The sequence below is a fragment of the Pseudomonas sp. HAR-UPW-AIA-41 genome (assembly GCF_002304225.1).
Taxonomy (GTDB): domain Bacteria; phylum Pseudomonadota; class Gammaproteobacteria; order Pseudomonadales; family Pseudomonadaceae; genus Aquipseudomonas.
Genome location: NZ_NSLB01000006.1, coordinates 1 through 19,957 on the forward strand (window position 1 = coordinate 1; position 19,957 = coordinate 19,957).

Genomic DNA, 19,957 nt, shown 5'->3' on the forward strand with positions numbered 1-19,957 from the left:
CCTTCGCCGACGCCCCGCCGCGCATCGGTCTGCGCGGCACCGCCAAGCTGTTCGGCGCCCGTGCGCCACTGGCCTATTACCTGCTGCGCCGGCCCCTGGCGGCGCTGCGCCAGAATCTGGGGTTGTGATGCTGCCGGCCTTGCGTTCCGACTTGCAGCTGTCCGCCGCTGCGCCAACCCGCCAGGGCGCCCCGCAATGGACCCTGGTCGACCCGCTGCGCGGCCGCTATTTCAAGCTCGGTGTGGCGGCCGTGCGCTTGCTGCGCCACTGGTCTCTGGGTGATCCCCGCGCGGTGCTGGCAGCAGCCAACGCCGAGCCGGGCGCGCAACTCGGGACCGGTGAGTTGGAGCAGATGCTGCGCTTCCTGCGCGGGCACGACCTGATCGCCGCCCTCGACCCGGAACAGCGCGCCAGCTACAGCCTCAAGCGCGCCAGCACGCGGCACAGCCTGTGGCAGCAGGTGCTACACCAGTACCTATTCTTCCGCATCCCGCTGTGGCGGCCGGACCGCTTCCTCAACCGTGCCTGGCCGGTGCTGGAACGCAACGGGCCCTGGCTGCTGCGGTGTGGGCTGCCGGTGATCCTGTTGTTCGGGTTGTTCCTGGTGGCGCGGGAGTGGGAGCGCTACCTGGCCACCTTCCCGCACCTGTTCAGTCTGGGTGGCGCCCTAGCTTTCGGCATCGCGCTGACCTTTGCCAAGCTCTGCCACGAGTTTGGCCACGCCTTCATGGCCAAACGCGCCGGCTGCCGAGTGCAGAGCATGGGGCTGGCCTTCATGGTGCTGCTGCCGATGTTCTACACCGACGTCAGCGACGCCTGGAGGGTGCAGGACCGCCGCTCGCGGCTGCTGATCGGCGCCGGTGGGGTGCTGGCCGAGCTGTTGCTGGCTGTGCTGGCGCTGCTGGCCTGGTCGTTGCTGCCGGACGGGCCAGTGCGCACTGCGGCCTTCATGCTCTCCAGCGCCACCTGGATCACCACCTTGGCGATCAACCTCAACCCCTTCATGCGCTTCGACGGCTACTTCCTGCTCAGCGACCTGTGGGAAGTGGAGAACCTACAGAACCGCTCCTTCGCCCTATGCCGCTGGCGACTGCGCGAGGCGCTGTTCGGCTACGGCGAGCCGGCCCCCGAGCCCTGGCCCGAGGCTATGCGCCGGCGTCTGCTGGTGTGGGGCTACGGGGCCTGGATCTGGCGTGCGGCGCTGTTCTTTGGTATCGCGCTGACGGTGTATCACCTGTTCTTCAAGGTGCTGGGCATCTTCCTGATGCTGGTGGAGCTGGTGTGGTTCATCGGCCTGCCGATCTGGAAGGAGTTCGGCGAGTGGTGGCAACGCCGCGACCAGGCCGACCCACGCAAGGTGCTGCTCACCGGCTCGGCCCTGGGGCTGGTGCTGCTGGCGTTGCTGGTGCCCTGGCGTAACGCCGTAGAGGTGCCGGCCATGTTGGAGGCCGCGCGCACCGGCACTCTGCACGCACCGATAGGTGCACGGGTCAAGGCGGTGCGGGTGAAGGACGGCGACACGGTGGAGCAGGGCGCTCTGCTGGTGGAGCTGGAGTCCCCTGACCTGGACGCGCGCCAGGGCATCGTCCGCCGCGAGATCGACATCCTCCAGTTGCAATTGCGACGCCAGTCCGGGCGCAGCGAGACCGTCGCCGACACAGGGGTGATCGAGCAGCAGTTGGCCGAGGCCGTGGCCGAATACCGCGGCCTGGCCGCCAAGCGCGAGCGCCTTCAATTGCGCGCGTCCCTGGCAGGCGTGGTGCGTGACCTGCCGCCGGACCTGGTGGTGGGCCGCTGGCTGCACAGCGGTGAGCCCCTGGCCCGGGTGATCGCCCCCGGGTTGCGCCTGCGTGGCTACCTGGCCGAGGAGGAACTCTGGCGGGTCGCGCCGGGCACCGAAGGCCGCTTCATCGCCGACGACCCGGCGCGGCCGGCCCTGCCGGTGCGCCTGGACGAGGTGGACACCACCGGCGTCGCCTTCCTGGAATTGGAGAGCTTGGCCTCCGACCACCACGGCCAGGTGGCCGTGCGACGCAATGCCCAGCAACGCGCCGAGCCGGTCCATGCCCAGTACGGCGTGCGCCTCAGCCTGCTGAATGACCAGCCAGCCGCCGACCAGCCTGTGCGCGGGGTTGTGGTGCTGGAGGGTAGGCGACAGTCAGTGCTGGGTTCCGCTTTGCGTCGTCTTGCTGCATTGGCTGTGAGAGAAAGCGGCTTTTAGGTCAGGATGTAGAGCAAGAGCGCTTCTATGTAGTGTTACACCAGACGTACCTTAATGCTTCGATCTGTTACCTGTGCTCGAAATGTCGCTGTGACTAGAGGTGCCTTTTGGTAGCCCTGTACGTTTGGTGCCGATTAAAGATACGAACATACGGTCGCTTTACTCGCTGCTAGCGCAGATCTTTACCGCCGACGATGAAGCAGACTAAATGTCGCTAGTTGAGCTTTGTATGGCAAGTGGCCGCGCTGACTCCAATGTGTTGGAGAAGCTTTCACTTCGCCAGTTGTGAATGTCTCGTCACATTCATTTCAGCGGCTGGTGCGTGACGATTATCGGTGGTGTCTTGTTGAGAGTCTCGTATATGCTCCGGGGGCAAGCTGCAACATCTGTTATAGATTTTGCTCTCGGGGCCAGCATGGATGCATGCCGTATGTCTTTCCAGACCTTGAGTCTTCGCTTGGTAGCATCAACGGGGAGTGCTTTTAAACCGAAGCTCTTTTGCGCCCGTCAGGCCTGCGAGCTTTTATCTGGTCGGCGGTTCGAAAACCGTGTCGGATATTACCGGGTGAGTTCTCTCTATGCTGAACAGTTCGCCATTGAGGAGGTCGGTCGGACCAACTTCGAACAGACAGATTTGCGAGGTTGCTTGACGGTTGGCCAGCTCTACTTACCCATGATGCGTTGTTCTCCTGCAATGGTAGTGATTTGCTTGAGCAGGGTGGGGGCGCTGATTCATTTGGGAAAATCCCTCCGTCTCAAGGCGTTAGCGCAGTTTTTTCGCAATCAGTCAGCGTTTATTCGATCTGATCCTCGGGGCAAGTTGCATCATCATGTTGGACGATAGCTTCCCCTCACAAACATAAGATATGTGTGCCATCGGTACCTTGCGTTACCGGTGTCCTTCATCTCGGATCACTGACTCACCAATAGGCAAGCGTACACGCAGACCATGATCCATCCATCCCCCACCTATCACTTCATCTCGGGGCTGCCACGCTCGGGTTCCACACTACTGGCGGCGCTGCTGCGGCAGAACCCGCGCTTCCATGCGGGCATGACCAGCCCGATCGGGGCTCTGTTCTCCGGGATGCTGAACCAGTTCAGTGCCGGCAGCGAATTCGGCCCGGTGATCCAGCAGGCCCAACGCCGCCGCCTGTTGCAAGGGCTGTTCAACAGCTACTACGCCGATCAGGCCGACAAGCAGGTGGTGTTCGACACCAACCGCCTTTGGACCTCCAAGCTGCCGGCCATCCAGGACCTGTTCCCCCGTGCCAAGGTCATCGCCTGCGTGCGCAACGTGGCCTGGGTGATGGACAGCATCGAGCGCCTGTACCGCGCCAACCCCTACGAGAACACCAAGCTGTTCAACGATGACGCCGAGCGCAACAACGTCTACAGCCGGGTCGAGACCCTGGCCCAACGCAACCGCCTGGTGGGGTTCGCCTGGGCGGCGCTGAAGGAGGCGTATTACAGCGAGCAGGCCGATTCGCTGTTGATCGTCGATTACGACCTGCTGGCCCGGGCACCGGAGAAGATCCTGCGCCTGGTCTACGAGTTCCTCGGGGAGCCGTGGTTCGAGCATGACTTCGAACACATCGAGTACGACGCACCCGAGTTTGACGAGGCCCTGGGCTTGAAGGGGCTGCACAAGGTGCGGCCGAAGGTATCCATCGAACAGCGCCAGAGCATCCTGCCGCCGGACCTGTTCGAGCAGTACGCCAGCCTGAGTTTCTGGGAAGACGGGCGCAACAGCCGCGCCAACGTCATCCGCAACACCGGTGGGCGCGCCGTCACGGACGCTTCCTCGCCCCAACAACCCGCTGCGATTCAGTGAAATCAGTGCCCAGAGGTATTCGCCATGTGGTGGACTAAATCGAACAAGAACGGCAAGCCGCAAGCCCGTGAGCTGCCGTCCGCAAACCTGGCCACTGGTGCATACCCGCCTGCCCTGGCGATGGCGCTGGAACAGCGGGTGATGTTCGACGGCGCGGTCGCGGCCACGACCCAAGAGGTCGCCGCCACGGCCGAGAGCCATGCGGCTCCCACTGACGCCGCGCAGCCTCATGACACCACGCCAGCCACCGCCGCCGCGCCCACCTCCAGCGGGCACGGGAGCACGGTGGTATTCGTCGATTCGCGGGTCTCGGATGCCGACAAGCTGCTGCAGGGCGTGAGCCCGGATGCCAAGGTCGTCTACCTCGACGCGACCAAGGACGGCGTCGAGCAGATGGCCGACTACCTGAGCCAGCACGGCGGGCAGGATTCGATCCAGATCATCGCCCACGGCAACGAGGGCGACCTGTGGCTCGGCACCAGCTACCTCAACCAGGGCACCCTGGCGAACTACAGCCAGTCCCTGGCCCAGGTGGGCTCGGGCATCAAGGCCGGCGGCGACATCCTCATCTACGCCTGCAACACCGCAGGCGGTGATACCGGCCGTGCGTTCGTCGAATCCCTGGCGTCCCTCACCGGGCGTGACGTGGCGGCCTCCGATGATCGCACCGGCAGCCGTGGCGACTGGACCCTGGAGATCACCACCGGGACCATCGAGGCCACCTCGGCACTGAGCAGTGCCAGTACCGCCGCCTATGGCCACGACCTGGCGACCATCACCGTCACCAGCAACGCCGACGCAGGGGCCGGCACCCTCAGGAACGCCATCGCTTCGGCCCAGGCAGGAGACACCATCACCTTCCAGTCGAGCATGACGGTCGGTCTCACCAGTGGGCAGTTGCTGCTCAGCAAGAACCTGACCATCGACGGTGACCTGGACAACAACGGCACGGCCGACGTGACCATCGACGCCAACCACACCAGCCGCGTGTTCGTCATGACCGCCGGCAACGTCACCCTGGATGGCCTGGTGATCACCAAGGGGCTGGTGTCCGGCAATGGTGGTGCCTACAACACCCTGGCAGGCGGAGACGCCCTGGGGGGCGGCATCTACGTGGTAGGCGGGGTGCTGACCCTGAAAAACTCCGCCATCACCGCCAACAAGGCCGCTGGCGGCGGCGGCAACGGCGGTGGCAGTGGAGGTAGCTATGGTTACGGCGGCGGTGGCGGCGGCGGTTTCGCCTCAGTTGGTGGGGGCAATGGCGGTAACTACTCCCCGAGTTTCCAGGGTAGTCTGGGAGGCAGTGGCACCGGAGGCACAGGAGGTAATGCAGGTATAGCCGATCAGGCGGGCAAGGGCGGGAGCACCATGGGCGGTGCGGGCGGCGCCGCCGTTCCAGGTCTGTCTGCTGGTGGCTCTGGCGGCCAAGCGGGTAGTGTCGGCTCCGGGTTCATCGGCGGTGGCGGTGCGGGCTCCGGTGCATCCGCTGGCAACGGTGGCGGTCGGGGCGGCAATGCCGTGGGCGGCATGTACATCGGTGCGGGCGCCACGGTCTACATTTCCTCCACCAGCATATCCAACAACTTGGGTGCGGGCGGCGGTGGTGGCGGCAGCAGCTACACCGTCAAAGCTGCCGATGGGGGCCAGGGGGTGGGCGGGATCCTCAACCGGGGCACCTTGTATTACGAGAGTGGAACCGTCACCAGCTCCAGCAACTATGGCCAGGGGGGCGCTGGCGGCACGGGACAGAACTCCCAGCCTGCGGGTAGTACCGGAGCCGGCTCGAACACGGGTAACGAGTCCATCGTCACCGGCATCGGTGGTGTGACCGACTCGACCTGGACTTCCAACGCCGCGCCCACCCTCGGCAACCTCAACGGTGACAGCGTCGCCTGGGGCGGCGTGGGCAATACTGTGCGCCTCGACGTGGGCAGCAACGCCAGCCTGGCCGATGCCGAGTTGGGCGCGCTGAACGGCGGCAACGGCAACTGGTCAGGTGCCAGCCTGGTGGTCCAGCGCAACGGCACGGCGGTAAGTTCCGACTTGCTGGACTTCGACACCGCCAGCGCGCTGTTCACCGTCAGCGGCAACAACCTGCAGGCGGGGGGGCTGACCTTCGCCACCTTCACCAATACCAATGGCGTGCTGACCATCACCTTCACCAGCAGTGGCACGGCGGCCACTACCGCGCTGGTCAACGACGTGGCGAAGCGCATCACTTATCGCAACGACACGCCGGCCGGCGACGCCAACGTCAAGATCACCCTGAATGACGGTGCCGGCGCCAGTGCCACGGCCAACGTCACGGTGGCGACGGACTTCATCTACGTCACCAATACCACCGACACCGCGACCATCGACGCCAGCAACGGCACCAGCTTCAGCGAGGCCGTGGCTATCGCCGCGGCCGACAGCACCGGCACCCAGACCATCGTCTTTGCTAGCAACCTGGCTGGCCAGACGCTCAACCTCAATGCTGGTTCGATCAACGAGAGCCTGACCCTCGACATGGACCAGGCCAGCGGCCTGATCCTCAGCGGCGGCACCATCACCTTGGGCGCCGGCACGACGCAGACCTTCACCCACGGCGCCGGCGACACCGCGACCATCTCCAGCACCATTGCCGGCAGCGGCGCCCTGACCAAAACTGGGGCCGGCAACCTGACCCTCTCCGGCGCCGCCAATACCTTCTCCGGTGCCACCACCATCAGCGCCGGCACCCTGACGGCCAGTGGCGGGGATGCGATCTCCTCCAACAGCAGCGTGTCCGTCGCCGCAGGCGCCACCCTGGCCCTGGCTGGCAACGAGGCGATCGGCAACCTCTCCGGCGCCGGCTCGGTGACGCTCGGCAGTTTCAGTCTCACCAGCACCCAGACGGCGGATACCACCTTCTCCGGCTCCATCAGCGGCACCGGTGGAATGGTTTTCAGTCAGAGCGGTTCCGCCACCTACTCGACCACGTTTTCCGGCACCAACACCTACACCGGCGCCACCCTGCTGGCTAACTACGCCTGGCTGAAGCTCAATGGCGACGCCTCCATGGCCGACAGCAGCACCGTGCGGGTCAACGGCAACAGCGTCCTGACGCTGCTCTCGAATCAGACCTTCGGCAGCCTGGCAAGCAACAACGCCAATGCCAGCATCCAGCTGGGCAGCTACACACTCACCGCCGGGGGGGATAACACCACCACCACCGTCGGAGTGATCTCCGGCATCGGCTCGCTAGTCAAGCAGGGCAGCGGTACCCTGACCCTTTCCGGCAGCAACACCTACAGCGGCATGACCACCGTGTCCGGCGGCACCCTGTCGATCACCGGTGACAGCAACCTGGGCGGCGGCACGGTCAACCTAGCGGGTGGAACTGTGCTCGACGTCACGGGCGCTACCACCATCGACAACGCCATTGTCCTGGCCGGCAACAGCAGCATCGGCAACAGCAACGCTGTCACCCTCAGCGCTGCCATCAGCGGTGCCTACGACCTGACGAAGACCGGCAGCGGCACCCTGACCCTGTCCGGCAGCAACAAGCTACGGCGCCACCTATGTGAGCGCCGGCACCCTGAGCGTGAGCAGCGACGGCAACCTGGGCTCGGGTGCGGTGAACCTGGCCGCCGGCAGCACCCTGTTGGTGTCCAGCGCCACCACCATCGACAACGCCATCGTTCTCGGCGGCAATGCCACGGTCAGCGCAGCGGCCAACGCCACCCTGTCCGGGGTGATCAGCGGTGCCTTCACCCTGACCAAGTCGGGAGTCAACACCCTGACCCTGTCCGGCAGCAACACCTACGGTGCCACCACCGTGAGCGCCGGCACCCTCAGCGTCGCCAGCGACAGCAACCTAGGCAACGGCACCGTTACCCTGGCCTCCGGCTCGACCCTGGCGGTGACCAGCGCCACCACCATCGACAACGCCATCGCCCTCAGCGGCAGCGCCACGGTCAACACCGGCGCCGACACTACCCTGTCCGGGGTGATCAGCGGCAGCAACAGCCTGACCAAGTCCGGTGCCAGCACCCTCACGCTGACCGGCAGCAACACCTTCACCGGCAGCACCAGCGTCAACGCCGGCACCCTGAGCATCGCCAGCGACGCCAACCTGGGCGCCGGCAGCCTCAACCTGGCCAACGGCACCACGCTGCAGATCACCGGCAACACCACCATCGACAACGCCTTGGCGCTGACCGGCCTGGTCACCGTCAATGCCGGCGCCGCCGCTACCCTGTCCGGCACCATCAGCGGCACCGGCAGCCTGACCAAGACCGGCGCCAGCAACCTGACCCTCTCCGGCAGCAACACCAACAGCGGCGCCACCACTGTTGCGGCGGGCACCCTGGTGGTCGACGGCAGCACCAACAGCGCCACCACCGTGGCCCAGCGGCGCGACCCTGGCCGGCAGCGGCACCCTGGGCGGCGATGTCACCGTGCAGAGCGGCGGCACCCTGTCCCCGGGCGGCACAGGCGTTGCCACCCTGACCGTCAACGGCAACCTGACCCTGGCCTCGGGTAGCACCCTGGCTCTGGACATCAACGGCACCACCGCCGGCACCGGCTACGACCGGGTGGTGGTCAACGGCGCCGTCGATGTCTCCGGCGCTGCCCTGGCGGTCACCCACGGCTACGCGGCCGGCAGCGGCGACAGCTACACGGTGATCGTCAACGATGCCGCCGATGCCGTGACCGGCACCTTCAGCGGCGTCACCGAGGGCACCAAGATCAATGCGTCGGGCAACGGCACCGAGCTGACCACCAGCTACATCGGCGGCAGCGGCAACGACCTGACCCTGACCGCGCCCATCGCGCCGACCGTCACCAGCGTCTCTTCCAGCACCGCCAACGGCACTTACAAGATCGGCGACGTCATCACCGTCATCGTGCGCTTCGACAGCGCGGTGAACGTGACCGGTACCCCGACCCTGACCCTGGAGACCGGCGCCACCGACCGCGTGCTCAACTACGTGTCTGGCTCAGGCACCGACACCCTGAGCTTCAGCTACACCGTGCAAGCCGGCGACAGCTCAGCTGACCTCGACTACACCTCCAGCTCGGCCCTGAGCCTGAACGGCGGCACCATCAAGGACGGCGCCAACCAGAACGCCATCCTCACCCTGCCGACCCCCGGCGCCGCCGGCTCCCTGGGCGCCAACAAGGCCCTGGTGGTGGACGGCGTGCGCCCGGCGGCCACCAGCATCACCCTCAGCGACACGGCCTTGCGCATCGGCGAGACCGCCACCGTCACCGTGACCTTCAATGAGCGGGTCACCGGCCTGGACATTGCCGACTTCAGCGTGGCCAACGGCAGCCTGAGCGGGCTCAGTACCAGCGATGGCGGCCTGACCTGGACGGCGACCTTCACCCCCAGCGCCAACATCGCCGACGCCACCAATGTCATCACCCTCGACAACACCGGGGTGATGGACCAGGTGGGCAACATCGGCAGTGGCACCACCGATTCGGTCAACTACGCCATCGACACCCAGCGTCCGACGGCCACCATCCTGGTCACCGACACCGTGCTGAAAGCCGGGCAGACCACCACGGTCACCATTACCTTCAACGAGGCGGTGACCGGGCTGACCACGGCGGACTTCAGCGTTGCCAACGGCACCCTGAGCGGCCTCAGCTCCAACGACGGTGGCGTCACCTGGACGGCGACCCTGACGCCCAGCAACAACATCACCGACACCACCAACCTGATCACCCTGGACAACACCGGCTACACCGATGTCGCCGGCAACGCCGGCAGCGGCACCACCGACTCCACCAACTACGCCATCGACACTCAGCGCCCGACCGCCACCATCGTGGTCACCGACACCGCGCTGAAGGCCGGGCAGGGCACCACCGTCACCATCACCTTCAGCGAGGCGGTGAGTGGGCTGACCACGACGGACTTCAGCGTCGCCAACGGCAGCCTGAGCGGCCTCAGTTCGAATGACGGCGGCATCACCTGGACGGCGACCCTGACGCCGAGCAACAACGTCACCGACACCACCAACCTGATCACCCTGGACAACACCGGCTACACCGATGCCGCCGGCAACACCGGCAGCGGCACCACCGACTCCAACAACTACGCCATCGACAGCCGGGCCCCGGCCGTCACCTCCGTCGGCGTGCCGGCCAACGGCACCTACCTGACCGGCGACACCCTCGACTTCACGGTGAACTTCGATGAAGCCGTGACCGTTGACACCTCCGGCGGTACGCCGCGCCTGGCCATCACCCTTGACACAGGCGGCACCGTCTACGCCAACTACCTCAGCGGTTCGGGCGGCACCGCCCTAGTGTTCCGCCTCACCGTCGCCAGCGGCCAGCAGGACAGCAACGGCATCGCCGTCGGCGCCAGCCTCGATGCCAACGGCGCGACCTTGCGCGATGCCGCCGGCAACAATGCCCAGACCGTGCTCAACAACGTGGGTTCCAGTGCCGGTGTGCTTGTGGATGCCGCCGCTCCGCAGATCACCAACATCGCCATCGATGGTACCTCGCCGACCCGCGACACCACCCTCAGCTTCACCGTGACCTTCAGCGAGGACGTCAGCGGCGTCGACCTGGCCGACTTCGCCCTGGCCACCAGCGGCAGCGCCAGCGGCACGCTTCTGTCACTGGTGCAGGTGGATGCGCGCACCTACCGCGTCACCGTCAGCGGTGTCACCGGTCAGGGCACCCTCGGGCTGTCCCTGGCGGCCGCCGGCAGCGGCATCACCGACACCGTCGGCAACGCCATGGCGAACAACTTCGTCACCGTGGGCTACGTGTTGGGTGGGGTCGAGGGCGACCCGGAATTCCGTGCTAACCCGACGCCCAGCGTGCCAACCACGCCGACCGCACCGATCCAGCCCAGCGTACCCAGCGTGCCACCGTCCAGCACCACTTCGCCGTTGCTACCGCCGCCGCTGTTCGAGCAGCCGACTCTGGGCAGCGGGGTGCCCACCGTGGACAGCATCTTCATGAACCCAAACGCCCTGGCGCCCAGCTACATCGCCCAGGTCTTTGCCAGCAGCGACAGTAGCGCCAGTGACGGCGGCGGGCGTGGTTTCCTCGGCTTCGGCGGGGGCGACGGCGGCGTGTTCGGCACCAGCAGCTTGTCCAGCATGTTTGGCAAAGATGTGCCACAGCAGGATATGCAATTTAAGGTATTTGACGGCAAACAATGGCGTGTTGGGGACACTGGCAAAAATGGGCGGAGCCTGACCGGTGCCCCCACTCTTGGCCAGCAACTGAACGCCATGAAAGAAGCCGACATGCGCCCCGTGCGCGAGTTGGCCCAGGCCCTCGGGCAGGTGGCGGGGGCCACAACCCGTGGCTGACATGACAAGAAAGGGAACTACCTTGCCGTACCAGGGGGCGGCTGCCAGCATGAACCAGACCTACAAGCTCTTTACCGCCAGTCTGTTGGCCTTGGCCATCAGTGGGTGTGCCGTTACTACCCAGCCGATCGACCGCAGCGAGAGCGAAGCACGCGCAAGGGCGGATATCTCCAGCATGTTTAAGGACCAGGAGCCCCTTAGTGGGCCCCTGTCCCTGAATGAGGCAATGGCCCGGGCCATCAAGTACAACCTTGAGGCTCGCCTGAAGGTGATGGAGCATGCTCTAGCCGAGCGCCAGCTGGACTTAGCGACCTTCGACATGCTGCCGCGCATGGCGTTATCCGCCGGCTATGCAGGTCGAAATAACGTCAGTGCTTCCAGCAGCCGCAGCATCGAGACTGGCTCCCAGTCCCTGGAGCCCTCCACCTCTCAGGACCGCGACCGTAACGTAGCTGACCTCACCTTGGTGTGGAACGTACTCGACTTCGGTGTCAGCTATGTCAGCGCCAAGCAGCAGGCCGACCAGCGCCTGATTGTCGAGGAGCGCCGCCGCAAGGTCATCCACACCATTACCCAGGACGTACGCTCCGCTTATTGGCGAGCTGTTGCCGCCGAGCGGTTGCTCAAGCAGATCGACAGCCTCATGACTCGCGTCGATCAAGCCCGTACCGACAGCCGTAACCTGAGTGCTCAGCGGATTGGTGATCCAGTGCAAGCGCTGAGCTACCAGAGAGCCTTGATCGAGGCCACCCGTCAGTTGGAGGAACAGCGTCGTGCGTTGTCCCTGGCCAAGACCGAACTGGCCGCGCTCATCAACCTGCCACTGAATACCGACTTCCAGTTGGCTGCCAGCGACGGTTACACGCTGCCCGAGCTGAAGGTTGACTTCTCCCAACTGGAGCATCAGGCCCTGGCCAGCCGCCCTGAACTGCGAGAGCAGGACTATCAGGCCCGAATCAGCGCCGCCGAGACCCGCAAGGCCATGCTGCGCCTGTTGCCCGGTCTGGAGTTCTCTGCCGGTGGTCACTCTGACAGCAACAGCTTCCTGGTAAACCAGAGTTGGGCGGACTACGGCGTTAAGGTCACCTGGAACCTGTTCAACGTGCTCTCTGCACCGATGGCTATCGATGTTGCCAAAACAGGCCAGGAGGTCGCCAATGCCCGTCGCCAGGCCATGTCCATGGCCATCCTCGCACAGCTTTACGTGGCTAACGCCAACTACGCAGAAGCCCGCCGTCAGTTTCAGACCAGCCAGCAGTTGGCCGATCTGGACGGTCAGATCGCCGAGCAACTGCGTAACCGCTACAGCACCCAGAGTATCGGTGAGCTGGAGCTGATCCAGGGCGAGCTGAATGCCCTGCAGGCTCAGCTAAGGCGTGACCTGGCGTATGCCGATCTCCGTAATGCCTACAATCAGGTATTTGTCAGTGCGGGGGTCGATCTGCTGCCGTCCAGTGTTCCTGACACCCGATTGTCCACTTTGGCTCAAGTGCTGCAGGACGGGGAGTCAAGACTCTCTATGGGGCAGCTAAATCCCTAGTCCTTGAGATGGGGGTAGCGCAGCTGGGATAAATCGAGCTGTGGTTGCTCCCCGCCCTACATCAATGCCAGTCCATGCCGCCAGTAGCAATTCAGGTGACATTGAAGTTCGCCGATCAATACTCGGCGGGTAGAAACGCTTGAGGCACGCAGCTTTAGCAGTTTGCGCGCCGGCCAGAGGAAGGGGTTGCGCTGTCTCTGTAAATTACCGGCACACAGAAAGTGCTGTGTGCCGGTGAGTGCCTACAACGCTAGTTCCAGCACTTGGCGAGAAACCTCTAGGGTCACATCACCGCGCTCAGAAAGCGCAACCATGCCGTGCTTCTCCAGCGCTTGAAGTACGCGTTCAATACCTTGCTGGTCGATGCCGTGTGCCGACAGGCGGGTGGCAATGCCTAGGCTGTTGAAGAAGGCTTCGGTGTTGACGATTGCGGCGTCGATGCGTACATCGTCACTGCCTTCGGTGATGCCCCACACGCGCTCGGCGAATTGCAGCAGCTTTTCGCGCTTGGGTTCCCGACGTACACGCCACATCGACGGCAACACCACGGCCAAGCTTTGCGCGTGGTCGATGCCAAACAGTGCGGTCAGTTCGTGGCCGAGCATGTGCACACTCCAATCGTGCGGCACGCCCGAACCGATCAGTCCGTTCAAGGCCATTGTGGCGCTCCACACCAGATTCGAGCGCGCAGCGTAGTTTGTCGGCTCGTCCACGGTGGTTTTGCCAATTTCCAGCAGGGTTTGCAGGATGCCCTCAGCGGCGCGGTCTTGGAAGCGTGCATCCACAGGGTAGGTGAGGTACTGCTCGACCACATGCACGAAGGCATCCACGACGCCGTTGGCAACCTGAATAGCCGGCAGGGTGTATGTTAGCTCCGGGTCCAGAATCGAGAACGTGGGGAAGGTCAGCGGGCTGTACACCGGCAGCTTGTCTTCCCCGCGGCTGATCACCGCGAAGCAGTTCATTTCCGAACCAGTTGCCGGTAGGGTGGCCACGGTGCCCAGGGCAATCGCGTTATTCACCGGCACTGGGTTGAAGCCGTGAATAAGCAGCTGGTCTTCCTTGGCCTGGTATTCGGTATTGGCGGCAGCGAGGGCGATGAACTTGGTGGCATCCATCACCGAGCCGCCTCCCACCGCGAGCAGAAAGTCGATCTGCTCGGCGCGAACGCGATCGACGGCTTGCATGGCTGTCTCGAACTTGGGGTTAGCTTCGATGCCGCCGAATTCGCTCACGCTGCGCGCCGACTTGGCTAGCTCGGCCTTCACCTTGTCGAGCACGCCGTTACGCACCACGCTGCCGCCGCCGTAAGTGATCATCACCTTCGCCTTCTTTGGCACCAGGCTATCTAGCTGGCTGAGTTGGCCCTGACCGAAGACGATTTGGGTGGGATTGTAGAAATTGAAGTTCAGCATGGTTTTACCCTCAGTGTTGCAGAGGCTCGCGGTGAGCCGATGGCCTGCATTTTGGGTAAATGGACCGGAATGACAAACACCTATTAGTGGCTAATATTTGCCTAAAGCTATCTCTGGCTATGGATTTATCGTTGATAATGGTAGATTCGTTGCCTAATTCTGTTTGTTCTTGGGGCGGTGATGCAATCATTGGCAGCCTTGTTGCGGGCCCTCAACCTGCCCGATGGTTTCTCGGAAACGGGCCTGCCCGGCGTGCGCTTCTTCGCCTCGCGCCAAGCCATCGCTCGTGCCCCGCTGGTGTACGACCCGGGGATCTGTATCGTTGCGCAGGGCACCAAGGTTGGCTATTTGGGTGGCAGACAGTTCGTCTATGACGCGGATACCTACTTGCTGGTTTCCGCCACCTTGCCCTTCGAGTGCGAGACTTTCGCCAGCCCCGAGGACCCCTTGCTCGGTCTGTATATTGATATCGATCTGCCCCAGCTCAATGCGTTGATCGACGAGTTAGGAACGGCTGCACTCTCGTCTGATGAGGCGGAGCAGGCTATGCCGCGCGTCATCGCCCCGGTGCCGCTTGAGGCAGAGATGCTCGACGCCCTAGGTCGGTTGATTCGTTGTCTGGGTAGCGCCAGCGAGCGGCGTATTCTTGGCCCGGGCCTGCTGCGCGAGATTTTTTACCGTGCCCTGCAGGGCAGCCAGGCCGCCGCCCTGTATGCACTGGCCTCGCACAACGGCCATTTTGCTCGGGTGGCGCGTGCGCTACAGCTGATCCAGCACAACTATGCTCAGCATCTGGATGTCGAGAAACTGGCCCGCCAGGCCAATATGAGCAGCTCGGCGTTTCATCGCGCCTTCAAGCAAGTCACCGATGATTCGCCGCTGCAGTATCTGAAGAAAATCCGCCTGAGCAAGGCGCGTGACTTTATCGTTCAGCAGGGCATGAAAGCCTATGTCGCTGCTGATCAGGTCGGTTATGAAAGCGCCTCGCAGTTCAGTCGCGAGTTCAAGCGCTATTTCGGCCACAGCCCGGCTCAACTGATGCGCGATAGCCAGCAGGAGCGGGTTTAACCCGTGCATCCCTAAGTTGGATTTGGAGATTGTTCAGCACTGATACTCTGAGGTGGTCAGGGCAGTCTTATTGACTGGCGTGACAAGGGGCTGGCGGAGTGGGAGGGCGAGCGCTGCCGAGTCTTTTTGTCACGAATGGCCTTTTTCCTGCTCAACCTGCCCGCAATGCCATGCGTGTTGGGTGTTACTGGTTGGCTCTCTATCTGTACCGCTACGGGCCTATGCAGTGTCGCGCGCGGGGTGATGGTCATACAGACTGATCCTCAACGTGGCTAATAGAGTCTTTGGCTCGTGCACGCTTATGACGCGTGCAGTGCGACTTTTGTCTGTTGATGAGGCGATCTAGCTCAACCGTCGTGAATACAATCGCCTGGTTGTAAGGATTGCTCCGATGTTTGTACTGGGTTTATGCGCGCTGTCGGGGAGCCGATGCGATTCTTGCTGGCTAGCTAAGGTTTATGGCGCACGCTTTGCTTCAATGGCGCCGCTCGTTCAGTGGATCAATGCTGAGTGATCTATTCCCCCCGACATGGCGAACATTCAGGGAAATGTTATGGATGGCGCAGAGTCGTTATTGATGCAATAAAGAACAACAGCAGATCTGGTGCTGGCGGATAACCCTTTTTGGAGACCTCATCGTAATGGACAGACAGCTGATGGATGGCTTTGGCCGCAGCATTGAGTATCTGCGCCTATCGGTCACCGATCGTTGCGATTTCCGTTGCGTTTACTGCATGGCAGAAGAGATGACGTTTCTTCCTCGCCAGCAGGTTCTGACTCTGGAAGAGATTGAAAGGGTTGCGCGACTCTTTGTTGCAAACGGAGTGAAGAAGATTCGTCTGACTGGTGGTGAACCGCTGGTTCGTCGGGGCATTGTTGTGCTGTGCGAAAAAATTGCAGCATTGCCAGGCCTTCGCGAGTTGGTGATGACCAGTAATGGCTCTCAGCTTGGCAAACTGGCTCGGCCGTTGGCCGACGCGGGTGTCAAACGGATGAACATCAGCCTGGATAGCCTTGATGCTGACAAGTTCCGTGCGATCACCCGCACTGGTGATTTGAGCCAAGTGCTAGCTGGCATTGAAGCGTCTAGCAATGCCGGTTTTGCCCGAGTCAAGATCAATACGGTAGTGATGCAGGGGCGTAATGCTGATGAGGTGGTTGATCTGCTGGATTTTGCAGTCAATCGAGGCCTGGATATCAGCTTTATCGAAGAGATGCCTCTTGGCGAGGTCGGGCGTTCGCGTGGCGAAAGTTTCTGCTCCAGCGACTGGGTGCGCGAACGTATCAGTGAACGCTATAGCCTGGTCGATAGCGCTGAACAGAGTGGCGGCCCGGCCCGTTATGTACGCCTGAAGGATTTTCCAGACAGCCGCATCGGTTTCATTTCGCCGCACAGCCACAACTTTTGTAGCACCTGTAACCGTGTGCGCCTGACTGCAGAAGGGCGTCTTCTATTGTGTCTGGGTCACGAGAACTCGATCGATATGCGCGCCTTGCTGCGCCGCTACCCCGAGACTGACCAGCCTCTGCTGGATGCTCTGCGAATAGCTCTGGGCAATAAACCGTTGCGCCATGAGTTCAACCTTGACGGTGAGGTACAGGTACTGCGTTTTATGAACGCCAGTGGTGGCTGACTCGCTTCGCTGTACATGCCAAGTTTGCACATGATCATAAGTCCCGTGATCTCTGACGAGAGCGGTGTTCAGACATCAGGCGCTGGAGTACTTCTGCTCAGTAGTGCCAATCAGTTTTTCGAATTCCTCCACGGGCAGTGCCGACTGAACAGGTAGCCCTGGTAAGCCGCGCAGCCCGCTGCAGCGAGAAAATGTCGTTGCGCGTTAGATTCCACTCCCTCGGCGATTACTGCCAACCCCAGACTCTGACCGAGGGTAATCACTGTGCGGGCAATGGCTGCATCATTGGGGTCTTCCAGCAGGTCACGGACAAAGGTCTGATCAATCTTCAACTGGTCCAGCGGTAGGCGCTTGAGGTAGCTGAGCGACGAGTAACCTGTACCGAAATCATCCAGTGCGAAACCAACGCCATGGGCCTTGAGTCGTGCCATTTTGGCGATGATCTCGTCGGTATTGTCCAGCAGCAGACTTTCAGTAAGTTCCAATTTGAGCCGTGCTGGATTGGCGCCTGTGTGGGTGAGCAGGGCCAGCACTTCCTCAACGAAGGTGGGGAGTGCGAATTGCCTTGGGCTGACATTGACCGCAAGGGTCAGACCGGCCAGGCGGATATCATCTGCCCACTGTGCCAGACGCGTGCAGGCTGTATGCAGGACCCAGTGGCCAAGCGGCAGAATGAGGCCGGTTTCTTCAGCCAGGGGAATGAAGTCAGCCGGTGATACCAGGCCACGATCCGGGTGGCGCCAGCGCAGCAGAGCCTCTGCGCCCAATGCTTGATCGTTACCGTCGACCTGAATCTGATAGAACAGTTCGAACTGCTGCTCCAGTACTGCGCGGCGCAAATCGTTTTCCAGGCTGGCCAGTTGGCTGACGGCCTCCTGCATCTTCAAATCAAAAAAGCGCAGGGTGTTACGTCCGCTCTTCTTGGCCTGATACATCGCGGTATCTGCCCGTTTGAGCAGTTCGTCTGCACTAAGGCCATGACCCTGGAAAAGGGTGATGCCGATGCTCAGGGAGCAGTGGTGCTGGTGCACGCCAGTGCTGCCATCAGGCTGCTCTATCTGCAGCTCATAAGGCAGGCTAAGGGCCTTGCCGATCTTGCTGGCCAGACGCTCGGCCTGGCGCGCGGCGTGTTCGGCATTACCCAGATTGTTGAGAATCACAACAAATTCGTCGCCACCCAGGCGTGCCACGGTATCGCCTTCGCGGAGGCAGGCCTTGAAACGATTGGCCGCCTCAATCAGTAATTGATCGCCGACATCGTGCCCCTGGGTGTCGTTGAGACTCTTGAAATTGTCCAGATCGCTCAGCAACAGAGCACAGTAGTGTTCGCCGCGAGCACTGTTCATCCGCGCCTGGTTGAGGCGATCGAGCAGCAGTCGACGATTGGGTAGTTGGGTAAGTGCGTCGAAAAACGCCAGGTTCTTGATTTCCTCGCTGGCACGCTTACTGGCGGTGATGTCCCTAGCGATGAAAATGAAGCGTGGCTCGTCGCTCGATTCGTCCGCTAGCGTGGCTACTGATGCTTCGAACCAGAGTGTGCCCTGGGGGAGATCGAGCGAGTACTCCATCCCCTGTGAAGTGCCTGTGCGTCGAGCCTCATCGATGGCTTGCAGACAGATTTCTGCGGTTGCTGTGGGCAGCAGTTCACTGAACCCTTTGCCCAGGCATTGCTCAGGCTGTACGGCCAGCAGACTGCGGTTGGGCACATGCAAACTGTAGATGGTGCCGTTTCTGTCGACCTCGAAAAGCAGGTCGGGCAGTGCGGTGAGGGTGGCTTGCAGGTGTTGCTGGGTGGCGATGATCTCAGCCTCTGCACTTTTCTGCCGGCTGATATCAACCATTATTCCGCGAAGCCAGCGTGGCTGATCGTTTTCGCAAACTACGGTAACCACATCATGCAACCAGACGACTCGCCCATCCTGACGCATGAACCGGTATTCAAAGTCGTGGGCCTCCTTTAGGGCTGTGTGTTTGGCGCAGTAGTTGGCAGCCCACTCACGGTCCTCCGGGTGAATATGTGCCATCCAGAAACCGGGTTGTAGCCATTCGCGGCAGGCATAACCGAGTAGTCGTTCAGCCTGCTCGCTGATGAAGGTAATCTGGAATGTGCGGGCGTCTGCTTCCCAGACGATGCCATCCATGGTGTTGAGAAGATCACGAAAACGCTGCTCGGAGGCTCTGATGGTAGCTTCGACAGCCTGGCGCAAAGCAACTTCGTTCTTAAGCTGAGACACCATATCGAGCGCCAGAGCATCGAAGGCTCGGGAAAGTTCGGCCAGTTCATCGTCGCCATCCAGTTCGCTGCGTGTATGCAGTTCGCCTGCGCTGGCACTGGCCACAACCTGGGTCAGATGTGCCAGTGGTTGCAGCAAGCGCCGCCAGATCAGCCAAGAGCAGATAGCGAGCAATACCAGCAGCGTCAGCGGAATAGCCACCGATAGCACGGCCAGACGTTGCTGGGCACGTGTATGGTCGGCATTGATCAACTGGTTCCACTGCTCTATTGCCTGCGATAGTTCGCGTGCATTGGCCAGCAGTTGTTGCTGCATCAGATCGCGGCGTCTTTGCTGTAGCAGATTGTCAGCTGGTTGGGGTAGGTCGCGCAGGTCAGTAAAAAGTCGGACCATGGCGCTCAGGTGCTGTCGGGCTTGCAGGGGTGGCGCTTCAAGGTGGCCTTCGAGGTAATGCAGGCGATCAATGATGTTCTGTTGCTGCTTCTGCAACTGGTAGTTGACCCGGGCAGAGCCGTGCAAGACATATTCATGGGTCAGTACTACCAGTTCAGCAGCATCGCGGCTGGTCTGACCAAGCAGTGCCTGGGTTTGTAGCAGATCACTCTGGCTGCGCGACAGTTGCTGACTGGCCAGCGTCAGTGCAAGGGTACCCAGAACCCCGATCACGCCACAGCTGAGCAGCAGGCGATGGATGCGCATGG

General features: G+C 62.3%; 8 protein-coding genes and 2 pseudogenes. 8 read left to right on the top strand and 2 right to left on the bottom strand.

Going from position 1 to position 19,957, the window contains the following annotated elements:
- The first annotated feature begins 124 nt into the window (after positions 1–124).
- The 6 genes and pseudogenes from CK486_RS12550 (at position 125) to CK486_RS12565 (ending at position 12,905) form a co-directional block, all read left to right on the top strand.
- Positions 125–2,221 carry an efflux RND transporter periplasmic adaptor subunit gene (locus tag CK486_RS12550; RefSeq protein ID WP_176481703.1) on the top strand — a complete coding sequence of 699 codons (2,097 nt, stop codon included), beginning with the start codon at positions 125–127 and terminating at the stop codon, positions 2,219–2,221.
- 949 nt (positions 2,222–3,170) lie between these two features.
- Positions 3,171–4,055 carry a sulfotransferase gene (locus CK486_RS12555; RefSeq protein WP_095940661.1) on the top strand — a complete coding sequence of 295 codons (885 nt, stop codon included), beginning with the start codon at positions 3,171–3,173 and terminating at the stop codon, positions 4,053–4,055.
- A gap of 141 nt (positions 4,056–4,196) precedes the next feature.
- Positions 4,197–7,562 (top strand): annotated as a pseudogene (locus CK486_RS18315) (DUF4347 domain-containing protein); the annotation flags it as partial.
- A 208-nt stretch (positions 7,563–7,770) separates the two neighbouring features.
- A pseudogene (locus CK486_RS18320) lies at positions 7,771–8,352 on the top strand (autotransporter-associated beta strand repeat-containing protein); the annotation flags it as partial.
- 19 nt (positions 8,353–8,371) lie between these two features.
- On the top strand, positions 8,372–11,365 hold the full coding sequence (locus tag CK486_RS17965; protein ID WP_256574422.1) for an Ig-like domain-containing protein: 2,994 nt from the start codon (positions 8,372–8,374) through the stop codon (positions 11,363–11,365).
- A 49-nt stretch (positions 11,366–11,414) separates the two neighbouring features.
- Positions 11,415–12,905: a TolC family protein gene (locus CK486_RS12565; RefSeq protein WP_095940662.1), complete on the top strand. Its 1,491-nt coding sequence runs from the start codon at positions 11,415–11,417 to the stop codon at positions 12,903–12,905.
- 242 nt (positions 12,906–13,147) lie between these two features.
- Here CK486_RS12565 and CK486_RS12570 read toward each other — a convergent pair whose 3' ends face one another.
- On the bottom strand, positions 13,148–14,320 hold the full coding sequence (locus tag CK486_RS12570; RefSeq protein WP_095940663.1) for an iron-containing alcohol dehydrogenase: 1,173 nt from the start codon (positions 14,318–14,320) through the stop codon (positions 13,148–13,150).
- Between the two features lie 180 nt (positions 14,321–14,500).
- Between CK486_RS12570 and CK486_RS12575 the strand changes: the two genes are divergently transcribed.
- Together CK486_RS12575 and moaA are read left to right on the top strand one after the other, a co-directional pair.
- Positions 14,501–15,388 carry an AraC family transcriptional regulator gene (locus tag CK486_RS12575; RefSeq protein WP_095940664.1) on the top strand — a complete coding sequence of 296 codons (888 nt, stop codon included), beginning with the start codon at positions 14,501–14,503 and terminating at the stop codon, positions 15,386–15,388.
- Between the two features lie 641 nt (positions 15,389–16,029).
- Positions 16,030–17,022 carry a GTP 3',8-cyclase MoaA gene (moaA, locus tag CK486_RS12580; RefSeq protein ID WP_095940665.1) on the top strand — a complete coding sequence of 331 codons (993 nt, stop codon included), beginning with the start codon at positions 16,030–16,032 and terminating at the stop codon, positions 17,020–17,022.
- Between the two features lie 110 nt (positions 17,023–17,132).
- Here moaA and CK486_RS12585 read toward each other — a convergent pair whose 3' ends face one another.
- A complete protein-coding gene (locus CK486_RS12585) occupies positions 17,133–19,955 on the bottom strand; it encodes an EAL domain-containing protein (protein ID WP_095940666.1) in 2,823 nt (940 codons plus the stop codon).
- Positions 19,956–19,957 lie beyond the last annotated feature (2 nt).